17 protein-coding genes and 1 riboswitch are annotated in these 17445 nt (G+C 60.0%); of the genes, 14 read left to right on the plus strand and 3 right to left on the minus strand.

Going from position 1 to position 17445, the window contains the following annotated elements:
* The first annotated feature begins 27 nt into the window (after positions 1-27).
* The gene (locus ABIE60_RS05760; RefSeq protein WP_354468462.1) at positions 28-390 is read left to right on the plus strand and encodes a gamma-glutamylcyclotransferase family protein; all 363 of its coding nucleotides are present in this window, start codon (positions 28-30) and stop codon (positions 388-390) included.
* On the opposite strand, the gene ABIE60_RS05765 is transcribed toward ABIE60_RS05760, so the two are convergent.
* Complete coding sequence (locus ABIE60_RS05765; RefSeq protein WP_354468464.1) at positions 380-2218, minus strand: cation:proton antiporter; 1839 nt, start codon at positions 2216-2218, stop codon at positions 380-382. The genes ABIE60_RS05760 and ABIE60_RS05765 overlap by 11 nt on opposite strands.
* Before the next feature lie 162 nt (positions 2219-2380).
* On the opposite strand from ABIE60_RS05765, the gene ABIE60_RS05770 reads away from it, so the two are divergent.
* The 8 genes from ABIE60_RS05770 (at position 2381) to ABIE60_RS05805 (ending at position 11449) form a co-directional block, all read left to right on the plus strand.
* Positions 2381-2782 (plus strand): hypothetical protein, encoded by a 402-nt coding sequence (locus ABIE60_RS05770; RefSeq protein ID WP_354468465.1) that lies wholly within the window; start codon positions 2381-2383, stop codon positions 2780-2782.
* A 22-nt stretch (positions 2783-2804) separates the two neighbouring features.
* Positions 2805-3608, plus strand: a complete 804-nt coding sequence (locus ABIE60_RS05775; protein ID WP_354468466.1) for a DODA-type extradiol aromatic ring-opening family dioxygenase — start codon at positions 2805-2807, stop codon at positions 3606-3608.
* Between the two features lie 188 nt (positions 3609-3796).
* A complete protein-coding gene (locus ABIE60_RS05780) occupies positions 3797-5968 on the plus strand; it encodes a TonB-dependent receptor family protein (protein ID WP_354468467.1) in 2172 nt (723 codons plus the stop codon).
* Positions 5969-6242: 274 nt separating this feature from the next.
* Positions 6243-6473: riboswitch (cobalamin riboswitch) on the plus strand.
* A gap of 22 nt (positions 6474-6495) precedes the next feature.
* Entirely contained in the window at positions 6496-8373 is a 1878-nt protein-coding gene (locus ABIE60_RS05785) for a TonB-dependent receptor domain-containing protein (protein WP_354468468.1), read from the plus strand.
* A 13-nt stretch (positions 8374-8386) separates the two neighbouring features.
* On the plus strand, positions 8387-9184 hold the full coding sequence (locus ABIE60_RS05790) for an ABC transporter substrate-binding protein (protein WP_354468469.1): 798 nt from the start codon (positions 8387-8389) through the stop codon (positions 9182-9184).
* Complete coding sequence (locus ABIE60_RS05795; RefSeq protein WP_354468471.1) at positions 9181-10155, plus strand: FecCD family ABC transporter permease; 975 nt, start codon at positions 9181-9183, stop codon at positions 10153-10155. Before ABIE60_RS05790 ends, ABIE60_RS05795 begins: the two co-directional genes overlap by 4 nt.
* Positions 10146-10889 carry an ABC transporter ATP-binding protein gene (locus tag ABIE60_RS05800; protein WP_354468472.1) on the plus strand — a complete coding sequence of 248 codons (744 nt, stop codon included), beginning with the start codon at positions 10146-10148 and terminating at the stop codon, positions 10887-10889. The genes ABIE60_RS05795 and ABIE60_RS05800 overlap by 10 nt, the downstream gene beginning before the upstream one ends.
* Positions 10886-11449 carry a cobalamin adenosyltransferase family protein gene (locus ABIE60_RS05805; RefSeq protein ID WP_354468473.1) on the plus strand — a complete coding sequence of 188 codons (564 nt, stop codon included), beginning with the start codon at positions 10886-10888 and terminating at the stop codon, positions 11447-11449. Before ABIE60_RS05800 ends, ABIE60_RS05805 begins: the two co-directional genes overlap by 4 nt.
* Here the strand turns inward: ABIE60_RS05805 and ABIE60_RS05810 are convergent.
* On the minus strand, positions 11441-11986 hold the full coding sequence (locus tag ABIE60_RS05810; RefSeq protein ID WP_354468475.1) for a tetratricopeptide repeat protein: 546 nt from the start codon (positions 11984-11986) through the stop codon (positions 11441-11443). The genes ABIE60_RS05805 and ABIE60_RS05810 overlap by 9 nt on opposite strands.
* A 163-nt stretch (positions 11987-12149) precedes the next feature.
* Between ABIE60_RS05810 and ABIE60_RS05815 the strand changes: the two genes are divergently transcribed.
* Positions 12150-13136: a patatin-like phospholipase family protein gene (locus ABIE60_RS05815; protein ID WP_354468477.1), complete on the plus strand. Its 987-nt coding sequence runs from the start codon at positions 12150-12152 to the stop codon at positions 13134-13136.
* A 115-nt stretch (positions 13137-13251) separates the two neighbouring features.
* Here ABIE60_RS05815 and ABIE60_RS05820 read toward each other — a convergent pair whose 3' ends face one another.
* Complete coding sequence (locus ABIE60_RS05820; RefSeq protein ID WP_354468478.1) at positions 13252-14397, minus strand: RNA-guided endonuclease InsQ/TnpB family protein; 1146 nt, start codon at positions 14395-14397, stop codon at positions 13252-13254.
* Between the two features lie 132 nt (positions 14398-14529).
* Here ABIE60_RS05820 and cobU point away from each other — a divergent pair, with 132 nt between their 5' ends.
* The 4 genes from cobU to cobS are packed head-to-tail and all read left to right on the plus strand — an operon-like array spanning position 14530 to position 17400.
* Positions 14530-15057 carry a bifunctional adenosylcobinamide kinase/adenosylcobinamide-phosphate guanylyltransferase gene (gene cobU, locus ABIE60_RS05825; protein ID WP_354468480.1) on the plus strand — a complete coding sequence of 176 codons (528 nt, stop codon included), beginning with the start codon at positions 14530-14532 and terminating at the stop codon, positions 15055-15057.
* Positions 15054-16103 carry a nicotinate-nucleotide--dimethylbenzimidazole phosphoribosyltransferase gene (gene cobT / locus ABIE60_RS05830; RefSeq protein ID WP_354468482.1) on the plus strand — a complete coding sequence of 350 codons (1050 nt, stop codon included), beginning with the start codon at positions 15054-15056 and terminating at the stop codon, positions 16101-16103. Before cobU ends, cobT begins: the two co-directional genes overlap by 4 nt.
* A complete protein-coding gene (locus ABIE60_RS05835) occupies positions 16100-16654 on the plus strand; it encodes a histidine phosphatase family protein (RefSeq protein WP_354468484.1) in 555 nt (184 codons plus the stop codon). The genes cobT and ABIE60_RS05835 overlap by 4 nt, the downstream gene beginning before the upstream one ends.
* Positions 16651-17400, plus strand: a complete 750-nt coding sequence (gene cobS / locus ABIE60_RS05840) for an adenosylcobinamide-GDP ribazoletransferase (protein WP_354468485.1) — start codon at positions 16651-16653, stop codon at positions 17398-17400. The genes ABIE60_RS05835 and cobS overlap by 4 nt, the downstream gene beginning before the upstream one ends.
* Positions 17401-17445: the final 45 nt, after the last annotated feature.

Here is a 17445-nt window from a genome sequence, read left to right on the forward strand (position 1 = left end):
GACTGAATCATACGCAGAGGGCCAGGAATGGAGCAGATTCGGGTAGCTGTATATGGCACCCTCAAACAGGGGCAGGGCAACCACCACTTTCTCAACGGTGCCGAGTATCTTGGCTCAACACGACTGGATGGGGTCGCGCTCTACGACCTGGGCCCCTGGCCGGCGGCGAAGCGGGAGCTGGGCCAGACGCAGGTCGAGGTGTACCGTGTGAGTGCGGCGACGTTTGCCGCACTGGATGAACTGGAGGAATACTGTGCCCATGCACCGCACACCGGACTGTATGACCGGGTTCAGGTGGACACGCCCCATGGCCGTGCCTGGCTCTATCTCTACAACCCGACGGTTGAGCCAGGGCAACGGCTGATATCGGGTAACTGGGTCAGCCGCTGATCTCTCGGACCTTGCCGTTTGCCGCTTTTTCGGCGGTATCCAGATAGATCAGGGTCCAGTCCGCCCCCGGACTGACCTCGTCGGAATCGGACAACAGCAACAAATGCCGGTCCGGGCTGATCAGCGCAATCGGCATGCGTGCGTCTGTAGTGTCCTGCTGCCACTGATTGAAATCGTAGCTCTCGCTGAAGCGTGTGGCGCGAAAACGTGCACCGCGACTGATCAGGCCAGAGAGCAGGCCGAAGTTCAATGGCTCAGGCCCCAGTGGCTGGCCCTGATGCGCTTCGGCCAGCTTGAGCCGCGCCTGTTGGTGTTTTTCCGTGCGGACCGTGAAGATCTGCCGAGCCGGAAAGTCGCGTCGGAAGTGTTGGCACAACAGGGCGTTCCATTCCCGCTGCGGTGTCAGCGTCAACAGATGCCCCAGTCCGGCCAGGTCCAGCCGATCATCGACCACCGCGGCCAACGGGTTGCCGCACAGGGTTCTGAGTCCGCGCATGCGGGCGTCCCGAATCGCATCCCAGTGGGTGTCCACCACCAACAGAGGAACGTCCTCTTTCTGAAGACACTCGGCCAGGGCCAATGCGGCTGGGTTGGCGCCTATGAGCAACAGGCCGCGCGGTTCCGGTTCGGTCACGTTCAGCGCCTTGGCAACCGGGCGAGCCGTGGCACTCTGAAACACCACGGTGCCAATGATGACGGCAAAGGTCAGTGCACTGATCAGCCCGGCGTCTTCATACCCGGCCTGCTCCAGCTTGAGAGCAAAGAGTGCCGAGACCGCCGCCGCGACAATGCCGCGCGGGCCGATCCACGCGATCAGGCCTCGCTCCGGCCAGCTGAGATGACTGCCGAGCGTGCTGGCCCAAACCGATAATGGGCGGGCGATGAATTGAATAACGGCCAACAGTACCAATGCCGGCCAGCCCAGTGCCAGCAATGCCTGCAGGTCCAGCCGGGCAGCCAGTAGAATGAAAAGCCCGGAAATCAGCAGGGTGGCAAGATGTTCCTTGAAAGCCAGAATTTCGTCGATATCGATCCCTTTGGCATTGGCCAGCCAGATCCCCATCAGCGTCACGGCCAGCAGACCGGACTCATGAGCGAGGTGGTTGGACACTGAGAAGGTCACCAGCACAACGGCAATGGCGGCCAGCACTTCCAGATACTCCGGGATCCAGTAACGTCGCAATGCCAGCGCCAGCAGCCAGCCCGCCAACAGGCCAATGATGGTGCCGGCCAGCGTGACCTTGAAAAAGATCATCAGGCTGGCGAGAAAACCGTTTTCACCGCTGCCGGTGGCGATCAGCCACTGGAACACCAACACTGCCAGCAGAGCACCCAGAGGGTCGATCAGGATGCCCTCCCAGCGCAGCACCTCGGCAATGCGGGGTTTGGCGTGCAAGGTGCGCAGCATGGGTACAACAACGGTCGGACCGGTAACGACCACCAGCGCACCGAACAGGGCGGACAAGGCGGGCGGCAGTCCGATCAGCCAGTGGGTTGCAAGCGTAATCACACCCCAGGTCACCAATGCGCCCAATGTCACCAGCCGGCGGACGACGGTGCCGGTCTCGCGCAGCTCGCTGAACTTCAGCGTCAGGCTGCCTTCGAACAGAATCAGAGCGACGCTGAGTGACACCAGCGGGAACAGCAGCTCATCCAGAAAAAGATCCGGTGACAGCCACCCGCCGATGGGCCCCACCAGAATGCCGGTCAACAGAAGAAACAGAATCGCCGGAAGGTGCAGTCGCCAGGCCAGCCACTGACAGGCCAGACTGGCCAGTGCCAGAGAGGCGAAACCCAATGCGGGGGTGAAAAGATCGTTCAGGGTCACAGGCTGTCCTTGTCGGCAAGTTGGGTGTCATCGGGGCTGCGCCCCGTCGTTACTGTATAGTGTTCCATGCACGCGGTTTCCAGCTGCGGGAAGGTAGGCAGTTGAATATGCGCCACAGCAGTCCAATATACTGGGTGGTCACAGGTATGAGGAGAGTGACAGGTGTTTCGATTTCCCGCCGAACCGCTGAGTGAACACAATCTGGCGGAGCAGCTTGAAATGCTGGGCGGAATGCTGATTCAGCAGGGCGATGTGCTGCAGTTTTCACTGCTTGACCATCACTTTGCGCTCACGCGTATCGAGCAGCCGGAAGCGCTGGCCCGCTGGCTGCAACAGGCCGCTGACGCCGCGCCCGATCTGCGAACCCTTTACATCGAGCTGCCGGCCGGCGAGCATGCAAGCACAGCGCCGCCCGCTCGCTTTGAGCACCGTAGTGTTGCCACTGTCGAAGAGGTGTTCACTTGCCATCGCCGTGTTACCGAGAACCTTGAATGTGACCGTGTTCTGATCAGTCTGGCGCTGCAGGACAGCCCTGCCACACTGGTCTGTGAGTATATCGTTTGAATCCGCAACAGGAGTGATCCCCATGTCATCCACTCAGCCCACCCTTTTTGTGCCGCACGGGGCAGGCCCCTGTTTTTTCATGGACTGGAATCCGCCCGATGCCTGGGATCGGATGGAAGCGTTTCTACGCGGCATTCGCGATACATTGCCGGAGCCGCCCAAGGCGATCCTGCTGGTATCGGCCCACTGGCTTGAGCCCGCGTTCAGCACCACCTCGAGTGAGCAGCCGGATCTGATCTATGACTACTACAATTTTCCGCCACACACCTACGAGCTGACCTACCCGGCTCCCGGCCAGCCGGCATTGGCACAGCGTGTGGTTGAGCTGTTGCAGCAGGCCGAGCTGCCGGCTGCAACCGATGCCGACCGAGGCTTTGACCATGGCATGTTCATTCCGCTCAAGCTAATGTTCCCTGAGGCGGAAATCCCGGTAGTACAGCTGTCACTGCGTCGGGATCTGGATGCCGAGGCGCACCTGCAGGCTGGACGGGCGCTACAATCGCTGCGGGATGAGGGTGTATTGATCGTGGGCAGCGGTATGAGTTTCCATAACATGCGTGGCTATCGCGATCCGCGTTTTGGCCCGATCTCGGATGAGTTTGATGACTGGCTGGCGCAGGCGATCGCAACTGACCCTGCCGCCCGCTGGCAGGCGCTGGCGCACTGGGATCAGGCCCCGAGGGCGCGTGAGTGTCACCCGGAACGGCAAGAGGAGCACCTGCTGCCGCTGATGTTGGTGGCGGGTGCCGCCGGTGATGATCAGGGACAACATGTGTTTGTGGATCGGGTACTGGAGACAAGCCTGTCCGGGTACCGTTTCGGCTGATATCAACCGGGAATTTTTCCCGTCAGATGCGGGATTTTTCCGCTCTGTTGCGAGCGTAGTACCAAAGTACGCCAGTACTGCTACCTGTTGCTGACGACAGCGTTTTGTTGCCCAACACATACTGTGGCAACAATTTTGCCAGCCCTCTCATTGGCAGAGGCTGTCCTCTCGGCAACAGGAGTGACCCCATGTTTTTTCGCAAGAAACTGCTCAGCAGTGCCATCGCCTCTTCGCTGATGCTGGTCCCATTCGCCTTGCAGGCGGAGCAGGTGGACAGCATAAACACACTGACGGTTACCGGCATTTTGCCCGACCGACTGGAAGCGGTTCCCGGTTCATTTGATATTGTGGACGAGCGTGACCTTGAACGTCGTCGTCCGTTTACCGTAAAGGAAGCGCTGAAGACCGTCCCGGGCATCAACGCGGTTGATGAAGACAGCTATGGCCTGGCCCTCAATATCGGGGTGCGTGGCCTCAACCCCCGCCGTACATCCCGCACCCTGTTGATGGAAGATGGCATGCCGCTGTTTCTGGGCCCCTATGGCGATCCCTCGGCACACTACTCGACCCCGCTGGACAGGGTTGAGCGCATAGAGGTGGTAAAAGGCTCGGGGCAGATACTGCACGGACCACAAACCGTGGGTGGCATGATCAACTTCGTGACGCGCCCGGTGCCCACCGATGGCTTTGAAGGCGCTGTCACCATGGACGCCGGTAATCAGGGGTTCAGAGGTGCGCATACGCGCCTGGGCTACGGAAATGACACCGGCGGCATCATGATTGATGCGTTGCAGAAGCAGGGGGATGGCGTTCGTCGTGGACATGATTTTGATGTCACCGAGTTTTCCATCAAGGGGCAGCTCAATCTGACGGATCGGCAAACGCTGATTGCCAAGGTCAGTCGCTTTGAAGAAGATTCGGCCATTACTGAAACCGGCCTGGGGCAGCTGGAGTACGCGCAGGACAAATATCAGGCGCCCACCTCCGACCATGACCGTTTCGAGCATCAGCGCGACAGTGTGCAGCTGAAACATATCTTTGATATCAACGACAGTGCCACGCTCAATACTCAAGCCTATTATGCGGATTCCTATCGCTCGTCTTTCCGGCAGGTCAATGAACCGGGCGATGGCAGCTACATTATTGACGGCGTTGCCTATTCAGAGCTGGATCGCTGTGGCACGGCGGCGACCGCTGCCAATGCAGACGCCTGTGGCGGGCGTCACCGTCCCCGCGACTATGAATACTGGGGTGTTGAATCCCGTTTGGACTTCAATCACACCCTGTTTGGCCTCGACAGTGATGCTGTCGTCGGCGTTCGGTACCACGAAGAGGACATTCGCCGTCGTCAGTTCCGTGATGGTGACCCGCGTGCCCGCGATCTGGACTGGCTCAAGTCGTTTGGCACAGACTATCTGCGTGAAGATATTCGCATCGATGTGGAGGCGATATCCTACTTCGCCCAGAACACGTTCCACCTCGGTGACTGGTCCTTTACCCCCGGGGTTCGGATCGAGGACCTGAGCATCAAGACCGATGTGGTCTGGGCAGAAGGCGACCCACAGGATATTCGTCAGACCAACCGTTCAACCGATGTTCTCCCGGGCTTCGGTATCGCCTGGAATGGCATCGACAACACAACCGTCTTTGCCGGTGTGCATCGGGGTATTGCCCCTCCGCGCCCGGATCGTGATTTGGGAGAGGTGGGTGATGGTGTGGTGCTGTCCAAAACCAGCCCCGAAAAAAGCACCAACTGGGAACTGGGCTTGCGCAGTAACTATTTCGACGGAGTGTCTCTGGCAGGAACGCTGTTCTACACCGATTTTCAGGAGATCGTAATTCAGGACAGTGGCCGTTTCTTTAATGCCGGTGAGTCGGAACAGGCCGGTATCGAACTGGCCGGACGGGTCGATTTCGGCACCTTCTATAACAGTGCCCATAACGTTTATCTGACCGGTTCCTATACCAACCTGTTCAAGGCCGAGTTCAGCAAGGCGGTACCGTCGGAGAATATTGCAGCGGGTAACCGCATGCCGTATGCCCCCCGTCACATGGCCTCACTCAGCCTGGGTTACGAAAACCCCTACGGGTTGGATACCCGCATCGGTGTGGACTACATCAGCCGACAGTTTGTGGATGGCGAGAACACGCGTGTCGAAAGCGCCAATGGTGAAGAGGGCATGATTGACGGCTACAGCCTCTGGAACGCCTCCATCAACTACAGAAAGCCCGGCAGCGATATCACCCTGTTCGGCAGTGTGTACAACCTGACCGATCGCGAATATCTGGTCAGCCGAGTGGATGGCAAGGTAGCGGGGCGTCAGCGCCAGTTCCTTGCCGGTATTCGCTACGAGTTTTAACCCCCCCCTGAGCCTTCAGCCGCCAACTCTGTTTCCCCGGGGTTGGCGGTTTTTTCATTATTGGCTTAATTCTCTATTGCAAATAAGAATGATTATATTTAAGATTAATTCCGTTCATTGACAGGTCTAGCTCACTGTAGGCACTGCAGATGTGTGCCGAAGGTGATTGGCGCCGCTTCCTCCATCTCCCCGGGGGAAGCGGCATTTTTTTGTTCGTTTTCGTTCAACTTCACTTGAACAGCCTCCGTTTGACCTCCTCGCCCCAACTGCCTATTATCCGCGCCTTGCTTCCGGTGTACTGAACAGCTGTTCAGGACTTAAACGGGAAGTCGGTGCGCATCGTTTTATGAAAACCGATGCCATGCCGACGCTGCCCCCGCAACGGTAGAGGCGTGAGGCGATGACGACAGGCCACTGTATCGATCCGATATGGGAAGGTGTCATCCCTCCTGACTGCACAGTCTGACGCCTGAGCCCGGAGACCGGCCAGAAGTGATCATTCATCCATCAGTGTGCGGGTGGCACACATGAGAAAGGTCTTTCCCATGCCGAAACGTTCCACGTTGGCGCTGGCCATTGCGCTCGCGCCCAGTATTGCCTTTGCTGCTGAAACCTCGCTTGATGAGCAGCTGAAACTCTCCACCATCGTGGTGACCTCTTCCCGCCAGCCCCAGCTGCAGCAGGACACGACTGCCGCTACCGAAGTGTTCACTCGGGCAGACATTGAACGCCTGCAGCCTTCAACCGTTGTTGAACTGCTTGATCGGGTACCCGGCGTACAGATGACCCAATCCGGCGGTCGCGGCAGTATGACCGGCCTGTATATCCGCGGCACCAAGTCCTCCCAGAGTCTGGTTCTGATCGACGGTGTCCGCATCAATGGCGCTGACAGTGGCAGTGCCGCGCTGGAAGCACTGGCGGTTGATCAGATCGAGCGCATCGAAGTGTTGCGAGGGGCCCGTTCCGCCATTTACGGGGCAGATGCCATTGGCGGTGTGGTTCAGATCTTTACCCGTCGCGGTGAAGGGGATGGGCTGCGTGCCCGTGTACATTTGGGTTACGGTACGGAGCAAACCTGGGAGCGCGGCCTTGGGCTGTCAGGTGGCAATGCTGAGACGCGTTTCAACCTCAGCCTCAGCAATGACGAGACCAACGGCATTAACCGCACTCATGAATCCACTGGCCCGGACAGCGATCGTGATGCCTATCGCAATACGGCCGTCAGCTTCAACCTCAACCACCGTTTCAGCGACCGGTTTGACGCCGGCGTCAGCCTGCTGGATCAGCGCGGCGAAAGCGAATTCGATCTGAGCTGGGGCGGCGACTACCCCTATAATGACTTCCAGCTGAGCACTGCATCCGTGTATGCCAATCTGCAGGTCAGCGAGCTGTGGCATAGCCGCCTGGAACTGGGCCATGCAGAAAACCGCAGCTGGACGCGATTTGACGATCACGCCGGCAGTGATGCCTTCAATACCTATCGTGACAGCCTGGCCTGGCTCAACACCCTGCAGCTGACCCCGGCACAGCAGTTATTGGTTGGTTTTGATGGACATAAGGAGCGTCTGAACGGCAATGACAGCTTCGCTGAAACCAGCCGCTGGAACCGGGCGGCGTTTGTTCAGCACCGCTATGATCATGCACGCTTCAGTACCGAAGTTGGCCTGCGGCATGACGATAACGAACTTTACGGCAGTGAAAATACGCTGAGTGCGGCACTGACCTGGCGATTCAACCAAGACAATGATTTGATCGTCTCCTACAGCGAAGGTTTCAGGGCACCCACGTTTGTGGATCTGTACTACCCGGGCTATGACAATCCCGCCCTGCAGCCCGAAACCTCGAAGAGTTATGAGCTGCAGTGGCGCAGCCGACTGGGGCAGGGCACCGAGCTGCAGGCGTCCATCTATCGTACCGATATCGATAATGCGATTACGCTGGACTCGACCTTCACACCGCAGAATGTTGGCACGGCACGTATCAATGGTTTCGAGGCACGCCTGCAACATGAACTGTTCGGCTGGCAGACCGCACTGGCACTTGAGCTGGTCGACCCTGTTGATCGGGACACCGACATGACTCTGGCGCGGCGTGCCAAGCGCAGTCTGAGTCTGGATCTGGATCGCACGTTCGGAGACCTGTCTGTGGGCGGCAGCTGGCAGCTGGCCGACAGTCGCTGGGATGATGCCGCCAATACGCGAGAAATTGCCGGCTATGGGCTGGTGAACCTGCGCAGCCGCTGGCAGCTGAATCCCGAGCTGGCGCTCAAGCTGAAAGTTGATAACCTGTTCGATAAAGAGTACGCCACCGCGCTCTACGGTGTCGGCTGGCCCTCAACCTATTACCCCTATCGTGAAATAGGACGTACGGCATTGCTGTCACTGACATGGACACCTGCACTCTGACTCTGGAAGCGGCATGTCTGGCCTGATGCTCCGCTGTTTGCGGGGCCTCGGGCGGTCTCTGTTGCTGGGCCTCCTGCTCGCCAGCACCAGTGCCCAGTCAGCCCCCCAGCGCATCCTGTCGCTGGATCTGTGCATGGACTGGCTGTTGGCGCTGCATGCAGCGCCCGAGCAGGTTGCCGCTCTGTCGCCGATCCATCGGCGCTATCAACTGCCCTTTGATATGCCTGACTGGCCGCTGCACGATGGCTCGCTGGAGCAGATCTATCAATTGCAGCCGGATCTGATTCTGGTGGGTGAGTACAACGCGTTACTGTTGCGTCGCCGTCTTGAGGCGCTGTCACTACCGGTGGTGGACCTGTCCCTGCCGACCAGCCTTGCTGAAATCGAAGGCTATGAGCGCCAGTTTCTTGAGCTTATAGGCCAGCCGCCCTCGCGGGCACGACTGGCTCCAGCGCCCGCGCAGCCGTCGGCCGATGCGCCACGGTTGCTGTTGCTGGGTGCCAACGGGATCGGCACGGGTGCAGGCACCTTCGAAGACCAGATTCTGCGTCAGGCCGGCTGGCGTAACTACCTGACCTCTAACGGCTATATCAGCCTGGATCTGGAAAAACTGGTGGCCGATCCGCCTGACGCGATCCTCTGGTCGGCTCCGGCGAGTCCATCACTGGCGAGCCGGTTTGCCGAGCATCCGGCCCTGCAGCAGGTTGTCACACAGGATGGGTGGTTGAGCACCGACTACTGGCGCTGGCAATGTCCCGGCCCCTGGACCTGGGAGCTGATCGAACAACTGAAACGGAAGCGAGTGCAATGAACGGGATACTGGCGTTGCTGGTGCTGCTGACGGCGCTGCTGTCACTGGCCACCGGCAGCACCGATATAGCACCTTTGACGGGCCTGCTCGACTGGGCACGAGGGGTGCAGAGCATTGATGCCATTGTCAGCGGTGAAATTCGCCTGCCACGCACTCTGTTGGCACTGTTGGTCGGTGCTTCGCTGGGGCTCAGTGGCGCTGCGTTGCAGGGGCTGCTGCGCAACCCGCTGGCAGATCCGGGGCTGACCGGCGCCAGTCAGGGGGCGGCACTGGGTGCAGCCTGCGTGTTCTATTTTGGTCTGTTTCCGGCCCTGGGCGTGGCAGCACCGGCACTGGCGGGGCTGGTGGGTGCAGGGCTGGCGCTGCTGATCATGCTGCTGCTGGCAGGCCCGGCCGGGCAGGCGATGGTGATTATGGCGGGGCTGGCCATCTCGACGCTGACCGGCGCGCTGCTGGCTGCGGTACTCAACTTTGCCCCCAATCCCTTCGCCATGCAGGAGCTGGTGTTCTGGCTGCTGGGCTCGGTGTCCGAGCGCGGGCTGGATCATCTCTGGTTGCTGCTGCCCGCATTGCTGGTCGGTGGCGGTCTGATCTGGGGCCAGCGACGTCTGTTGCTGGGACTCAGCCTGGGCGAGCAGGTGGCACAGAGCATGGGACTGTCTCCCCGGCGCGGAGGTCGTCTGATTGTGCTGGGTGCGGCGCTGCTGGTGGGCACCTCGGTTGCCGTGGCGGGCGCCATCGGGTTTGTCGGTCTGATAGTGCCGCATCTGGTGCGGCCCTGGGTGCAACATCGGCCCGACAGAGTGTTGCTGCCCTCGGCCCTGCTGGGTGCCGTGCTGGTGTGTCTGGCGGATATCCTGGTGCGTCTGCTGCCGCCGGGGCAGGAGCTGAAACTGGGGGTGCTGACCTCCCTGATCGGCGCCCCCCTGTTCATCTGGCTGGTATGGAAGGAGCGCCGACGATGGATCTGATCCGGGTAGAAGCGCTGTCGCTGGCACAGCGTCTGGTATCGGTCAGTCTGGATCTGCAACCGGGCGAGCTGCTGGGCATTATCGGCCCCAATGGTGCCGGCAAATCCTCTCTGCTGGAGTCACTGGCCGGCATCCAGCCCTGTTCCGGTCGGCTCAGCTTCGAAGACCACGACATGAGCAGGCTTGAACCGCTGGAGCGGGCACGCAAGATCGCGTTTCTGCCACAGCGATCCACGGCGGCCTGGACCTTGAGTGTGCGTGATGTGATCGCGCTGGGGCGTCTGCCATGGGGGGATGAGTCAGCACAGATTATTGATCAGGCGGCACGCAGTACCGGCGTAGACGAGTGGCTGAACGTACCGGTGGATCAGCTTTCCGGTGGCGAGCAGGCACGCGTCTGGCTGGCACGATTGCTGGCGGGCGAGCCGCGCATAATTCTGGCCGATGAGCCTTTGGCCAGTCTGGATCTGTATTATCAGCAGCAGGTACTGGGGCTGCTGCGTCGCTATACCAGCCATGCCCGTGCCGTGATCCTGTCACTGCATGACCTGTCACTGGCGGCGGCCTGGTGTGACCGGCTGATATTGATGGATGCCGGCCGTGTCATTGCAGTGGGGGCACCACAGGCGGTACTGACGGCGGAAAACCTGCGTCAGGTGTTCCGGGTTGAGGCCGAAATTGATTTCAGCGCTGCAGTGCCACTGCTGCGCATGCAGGGGAGAGAACCCGTATGAGCATTGCCAACAGCCGTGATCTGGATGAGCTCTGTTACCCCTTCATCCATGAAACCTCCTGGCTGTGTGATTATGAACTGCTGACCGATGAGCTCTGTGCCCAGATCGGGGCGGTGCTGGCGGCGCTGCCGAATGAGTGGGATGACCTGCGTCAGGACCTTGAACAGCTGCAGCCGCTGGTGTTGCACGCCAACGGCTCAATCCGAGGCCGGCTGGCCCTGAAGGAGGCTGATCTCGTCTGGCTCAAGTCGAGACTGCAGCATTATCGCCAGCAGCTGGCAGCGCCACCACAGGGGTTTGTGTTGCCTCGGGGCTCGGCGCCGGTGCCTCAGCTGCATGCCGTGCGCTCCAACTGTAAAAAGGCGATTCGGGCGCTGGTACGGGTCAGTGAAGAGGGGAGAGAGGTGGCGGATATTCTACCGCGTTTTCTGAACCTGTTGTGCAACTTCAGTTTTACCCTGACGCTGGTGATCAACCAGCGCCGGGGCGAAGCGGAGACGGTGTTTGTCAGCCTCAGTTACGGGCCGGTGAAACCGGCATCCGGTCAGGTATCAGGGTAAGCGCAGAAACTGCTGTGCGGCGACCTGTCCCTGACTGGCGGCCCGCTCGGCCCAGAGTCTTGCCTCGTCGGCCTCACCTTCAGCCATAAGATGGCGGGCAAGCTGCCACTGAGCATCGGGCTCGCCGGCGTTTGCGGCCTGTCGAAACCAGTGCAGCGCCCGGGTCTCATCGGCTTCGATGCCCTGACCGTGACGGTAGGCCTGAGCCAGCTCCAGCATGCTGATGGCATCACCGGCCTCGGCTGAGCGCTGATACCAGACGAACGCCAGCGACGGGTTCTGCTCAACTCCAAGCCCTTTGGCGTACATGTTGGCCACATTGAGCATGCCTTGCTGATTGCCGGCTTCGGCCAGCACCTTGTATCGGCTGAAGGCCTCTTCATACTGTCCCATCTTGTAGACGGCATAGGCGTTGAGCACCTGAATCATCTCGCGGGCGATGCGCTGCTGTTCCCGTTCAACATCGTCGTTGGCAACAGCCGTTGTGATCAGCACAAGGCTCAACAGCAGGGTTTTCAGAGTTGATAGGCGGTTCATGGCGGCACTCCACGCAACAGGACAGTTCACGCTAACAACTCTGCGAAAGGCCGTCTTTACTACCTGAGTACCGATTTCGCTTACGCGAGGCCTGCCGATCCGCATTGACACCAGAACAGTCTGAACCGATGCTTGTTGCAGTGCACAATAAAAGGGGCTACGCATGTCTGAAGTGAAACTGAGTCTGGCGTTGCAGGGGGGAGGGGCTCACGGTGCCTTCACCTGGGGGATGCTGGATCGCCTGCTGCAGGAGGATGAGATCCGCTTTGACGGCATCAGTGGTACCAGTGCAGGCGCCATGAATGCCTTAATGCTGACGGCGGGTTGGCAGCAGGGTGGCGCGGCAGGTGCACGCGCACTGCTGTCGGAGTTCTGGCACCGATTGATGCTGCCCGACAGTTTTGATCCGGCAGGATGGAGCCGTCACTGGCCAATATGGTGGAGCGGAGTAACTCGACACCTCTCCCCCTATGACATGAACCCGTTTGATATCAATCCGTTGCGAGACCTGTTGAGTGACTTGGTCGACTTTGATCGGTTAAGGCGTGATGCGCCGTTTCGTTTGTTCATTGCCGCCACCGAGGTCGAAACCGGCAAACTGAAACTGTTTCGCGAACACGAACTGAGCACTGAACACTTGCTGGCGTCTGCCTGCCTGCCGGCGTTGTATCAGGCGGTGGAGATTGAGGGTGCGCATTACTGGGACGGTGGTTTTGCCGGCAACCCGGTGGTGTACCCGTTGCTGTTTGATTGCAAGGCACGTGACCTGCTTCTGCTGTTGCTGCACCCGCAACAGCCGGCTGCACCACCGGTCAGTGCCCAGGCGATTGCTGACCGGGTGGCTGAACTGGGGTTTCAGACTACCTTCATGCGCGAGATGCGGGCGCTGGCGGCCATGCATCAGAGGGCGCGCCGCTCGCCCTGGCGGCTGGGGCGGCCTGAGCGCCGGATACGGCAGATGCGGCTGCACGTGCTGGGACCGGATGAGGGCTTGAGTCAGCTGCACCGAAGCAGCAAGCTGGATGTGCGCCCTGATTTTCTGCTTGAGCTGATGCAGCGTGGTCAGGCGCAGATGGACCGCTGGCTGCAGCAGAGCCGCTCGGCGCTGGGGCGGAGCAGCAGTTGCGATATTGAAGCCGAATTTCTCTGATGCCTGCTGCGGCAGGTACAATCCCTTTTTTATCGGCAATACAGGCAGATACAAGGCAGTTGACTGCTCCCCTCTCTGACACCCAAAGGGTGCGCCGAGGAAGGGGATTCCCAATTCACCGAGAACTGGACACAGGTGCTTGACCTATGCCACTTACATTCTCTCCAAGGGCTAACACCGCCAGCCCGGCGGCTTTAATGTTGGTCGCTGCGTTGATGTCTCGATCATGGCACATGCCGCACTCAGGACAATCCCATTGCCTGATCGACAACGGCAGTGACGACAAGGTATGTCCGCAGCCCGAACACCGTTTCGAGCTTGGGAACCACTGGTCAATGGCGACCAGCAAGCGCCCGGCCCAATCGGCTTTGTACGTCAACTGGCGCACGAATTCACCCCAACCAGCATCGGCAATCGCTTTACTCATCGAGGGGTTGCGGATCATGTTTTTCACTTTCAGGGATTCGACACAGATCACTTGGTTCTCGTTAATCAATCTGCGGGACAACTTATGTAAGTTGTCCAGTCGGCAATCTGAGATTTTGGCGTGAAGTTTCGCCACCTTCTGCCGGGCCTTGGCACGGTTGGACGAGCCGAGCTTTTTCTTGCTCAATCGGCGCTGCGCCTTGGCCAGTCTGGCGGCGTATTTCGCGGTATGGCGGGGATTGCCGACCCGTTCACCCTTGTCGGTGATAAACAGGTCTTTCAAGCCCAGATCAATGCCGGTCATGCTAGGTGTGACCGGCAACTTACTGGGTTCAAACTCGCACAAGCAGCTCACAAAGTAGCGACCAGCCGAGTCCTTGGAAACAGTCACGGTACTGGGTTCGCCGGAAAGTTCGCGGCTCCATCGAATATCCAATGGGGTTTTGCTTTTGGCCAGATACAGCTTGCTGTCCCGGTATTTAAAGGCCGAACGGGTGAACTCCGCCGACTGACGGTGCCGCTTGCTTTTGAATTTCGGGTACTGGGCGCGACCTTCAAAGAAATTTTTGAACGCCCCTTGCTGATGGCGCAGACACTGCTGCAACGGCACCGAGCTGACGTCGCTCAAAAACGCCAGCTCGGGGTCTTTCTTCATCCGCGACAACTGCGCATTGGCTTCAACATAGCCGACTTTGAGTTGTTGCTGATAGAACGTATCGGTACGCCAACGAAGGATCGAATTGTAAACGAAACGCACACAGCCAAACGTCTGGGACAGAATTTTCTCCTGCTCAGGCGTTGGGTAAAAGCGGTATTTGTAGGCGCGTTTAGTCATATCTCACACAATAGACAAAATAATGTAAGATAGCAAACAGATTAAGAGGAGAGTCGCGGGAACAGGGGCGTCCTACAGACGCCGCGCTATCCCTCCCCGGCCTAGAAGTCCGGGGTATCTCGCGCAAGGCAGATGATCAGATTGATTCTCGGAGGCGCCCGTTCGGGCAAAAGTCGGCAGGCGGAGCAGTTGGCACAGGCCTCGGGCCTTGAGGTGATCTATATCGCCACCGCACAGGCGCAAGACTGCGAGATGCATGCACGCATCAGCCGCCACCGGGATGATCGCCCTCGTCACTGGGTAACCATTGAAGAGCCGTTGCAGCTTGCGGCCGCGGTTCTGTCACATCAGGCGTCTCACCGCTGCCTGTTGATCGACTGTCTGACCCTTTGGGTTACCAACCAGTTGCTGGCCGAGGCTGATATGCACGCCGAACGGGAAGCGCTCTGTGCGGCCTTGCGCAACGCCCGTGGCGACATCATTCTGGTCAGCAATGAAACCGGTATGGGCATTGTTCCCATGGGGGAGTTGAACCGCCGTTTTACTGACGAAGCCGGCTGGCTCAACCAGTCCGCAGCGGCCCTGGCTGATCAGGTCATGTTGATGGTGGCGGGAATCCCGATGCGACTGAAAGGGCCAGCACTGGAGGTGTCCGCATGAGCTGGATAACCCATGCGATCAAGCCGATTGACACCCAAGCTGTTGCGGCGGCACAGGCGCGCCAGCAACAACTGACCAAACCGGCCGGCTCGCTGGGTCAGCTGGAACAGCTGGCGACTCGATTGGCCGGGATGCAGGGCAAAGCCTGTCCGCAACTGCAACGGGTCAGCATCGCCGTATTTGCGGCCGACCATGGTGTTGCAGCTGAAGGCGTGTCCGCTTATCCACAGGCGGTCACCGCTGAGATGATTCGCAACTTCTCCCGCGGCGGAGCCGCCATCAGTGTGGCGGCCCGGGTGCTGGACGCCGAGCTGCGGGTCTGGAACTTGGGCACGGTGGTGGAGCTTGAGCCTCTGCCGGCGGTTGAACCCCGCGTGATTGCAGCGCAGAGCGGCAATCTGCTGCATGAGCCTGCGATGACAGAACCTCAGTTGCAGCAGGCGCTGGCGACAGGGCGAGAGGCGGTGTTGCACACCCCGGCCGAGCTGTTCATTGGCGGCGAAATGGGCATTGGCAATACAACGGCGGCCACGGCACTGGCGGCGGCGCTGCTGGAAAAACCGGTGGCGGAGCTGGTGGGCCCGGGCACCGGGCTTGATTCGATGGGTATGGCGCGCAAATGCCGCATCATAGAACAGGCCCTGCAGCGTCATGGCCGCAACAGCGGCGGCACGCACGGGCCTATGGCCCTGTTGGCCTCGCTGGGCGGGTTTGAAATTGCGGCGCTTACAGGTGCCTACCTTGCCTGCGCTCAGGAGGGACTGACGGCGTTGGTGGACGGTTTCATCTGTACCGTTGCGGCGCTTTTGGCCTGCCGGATCAACCCGGCTGTCGCCGACTGGCTGATTTTTTCACATCATTCGGCAGAGCCGGGATATAGACACCTGCGGCCTGCACTGCCATCACCGCCTCTGCTGGATCTGGGGTTGCGTCTGGGAGAGGGCAGTGGTGCCGCTGCGGCTGTGCCCCTGTTGCGAATGGCCTGTGAGCTGCATGCCGGTATGGCCACCTTCGCCGAAGCGGCAGTATCGGAGAAACCGGCTTGAGCGCACTCAGAATCGACCTGTTACGTCACGGCGAAACCGAGGCTGGCCAGTGTTTTCTGGGCCGTACGGATGCTGCCCTGACCGATAGAGGCTGGCAGCAGATGCATGCAGGTTTGGAAGGCGTCAGGCCACAGCATTATGAACGGGTTATCAGCTCACCCCTGCTGCGCTGCTCTGCCTTCGCTGAGCAGTGGGCCGGCCCTGAAGGCTTTGTGACCGACGCTCGCTTGAGAGAATACGACTTTGGCCAGTGGGACGGGCACACGGCGGCCCACATCCACGCCACCGATCCGGCTGCGCTGGGTCGCTTCTGGCACGACCCCTGGCACTGCCCGCCGCCGCAGGCCGAATCACTGGCCGATTTCTTTGCCCGTCTTGAGGCTCTGGTCGATCAACTGCAGCAGGAACATGCCGGTGCCGTGCTGCTGATCTGTCACGGGGGTGTTATACGTGCCTTGCACTGTATTCTGAACGGGCTTCCGATCAGCGAAATGTTCAGCTTTCCGGTGGCGCATGGCAGCCTGCATCAGCTGCAGGATGCGCGCCAATGAAGGCCGTGTGGCAGGCGTTTCTCTGTGCGCTGCAGTTTCTTACCCTGATTCCGGTGCGTTTGGCTGTACCGCCCGATGAGCGAACTCAGGCACGGGCTCTGCTGTGTTACCCGCTGGTCGGCGGGTTGATCGGGCTGTGTTTGCTGCTGCTGGCCACGGTTCTGCAGGGGGTGCCGACCGGGCTGGGCGCGGCACTGCTATTGCTTGTCTGGGCCGGGCTGACCGGAGGGCTGCATCTGGACGGGCTGGCTGACAGCGGCGATGGCTGGATGGGCGGGCTGGGCAGTCGGGAGCGTACCCTTGAAATCATGAAAGATCCGCACCTGGGGGCCAGTGGGGCGTTGCTGCTGATGCTGGTGTTGCTGCTGAAGTGGAGTGCGCTCTCCGCCCTGTTGAGTGCGGCAACGCTGTGGCCCCTGCTGCTGGCCCCTGTGGCGGGTCGTGGTGCTGCGCTGTTGCTGCTGGTCACTACCCCTTATGCGAGGCCTGACGGTATCGCGCGTGACATGTTGCCTCGGCTGCAGCGCCAACACGCACTCTGGGTATGTGCCGCTGTAATACTGCTGCTGGGCCTGTTCAGTCTGTGGTTGCCACTGAGCCTGCTGCTCGCCGGAGCCGGGCTCAGATGGCTGATGCTGCGCCGTCTGGGTGGCACCACCGGTGACACGGCCGGTGCCTCGATCGAGTTGATCGAAACCCTGTTGCTGGTGCTGACCGCGATTATCGGGAGCCACGCTGGTGGTTAATTACTGCTCTGGCGTATAGTCTTGTAGAAGCCCCCAAGCGAGCAG

The organism is Marinobacterium sp. MBR-109, from assembly GCF_040547565.1.
GTDB lineage: Bacteria > Pseudomonadota > Gammaproteobacteria > Pseudomonadales > Balneatricaceae > Marinobacterium.

What these genes read in the sequence shown, in the direction of transcription:
- cobU (WP_354468480.1), top strand. Translation starts at nt 14,530, where the DNA reads ATGATCAGATTGATTCTCGGAGGCGCCCGTTCGGGCAAAAGTCGGCAG.
- ABIE60_RS05780 (WP_354468467.1), top strand. Translation starts at nt 3,797, where the DNA reads ATGTTTTTTCGCAAGAAACTGCTCAGCAGTGCCATCGCCTCTTCGCTG.
- cobT (WP_354468482.1), top strand. Translation starts at nt 15,054, where the DNA reads ATGAGCTGGATAACCCATGCGATCAAGCCGATTGACACCCAAGCTGTT.
- ABIE60_RS05785 (WP_354468468.1), top strand. Translation starts at nt 6,496, where the DNA reads ATGAGAAAGGTCTTTCCCATGCCGAAACGTTCCACGTTGGCGCTGGCC.
- ABIE60_RS05810 (WP_354468475.1), bottom strand. Translation starts at nt 11,986, where the DNA reads ATGAACCGCCTATCAACTCTGAAAACCCTGCTGTTGAGCCTTGTGCTG.
- ABIE60_RS05805 (WP_354468473.1), top strand. Translation starts at nt 10,886, where the DNA reads ATGAGCATTGCCAACAGCCGTGATCTGGATGAGCTCTGTTACCCCTTC.
- ABIE60_RS05760 (WP_354468462.1), top strand. Translation starts at nt 28, where the DNA reads ATGGAGCAGATTCGGGTAGCTGTATATGGCACCCTCAAACAGGGGCAG.
- ABIE60_RS05795 (WP_354468471.1), top strand. Translation starts at nt 9,181, where the DNA reads ATGAACGGGATACTGGCGTTGCTGGTGCTGCTGACGGCGCTGCTGTCA.
- cobS (WP_354468485.1), top strand. Translation starts at nt 16,651, where the DNA reads ATGAAGGCCGTGTGGCAGGCGTTTCTCTGTGCGCTGCAGTTTCTTACC.
- ABIE60_RS05815 (WP_354468477.1), top strand. Translation starts at nt 12,150, where the DNA reads ATGTCTGAAGTGAAACTGAGTCTGGCGTTGCAGGGGGGAGGGGCTCAC.
- ABIE60_RS05820 (WP_354468478.1), bottom strand. Translation starts at nt 14,397, where the DNA reads ATGACTAAACGCGCCTACAAATACCGCTTTTACCCAACGCCTGAGCAG.
- ABIE60_RS05775 (WP_354468466.1), top strand. Translation starts at nt 2,805, where the DNA reads ATGTCATCCACTCAGCCCACCCTTTTTGTGCCGCACGGGGCAGGCCCC.
- ABIE60_RS05790 (WP_354468469.1), top strand. Translation starts at nt 8,387, where the DNA reads ATGTCTGGCCTGATGCTCCGCTGTTTGCGGGGCCTCGGGCGGTCTCTG.
- ABIE60_RS05800 (WP_354468472.1), top strand. Translation starts at nt 10,146, where the DNA reads ATGGATCTGATCCGGGTAGAAGCGCTGTCGCTGGCACAGCGTCTGGTA.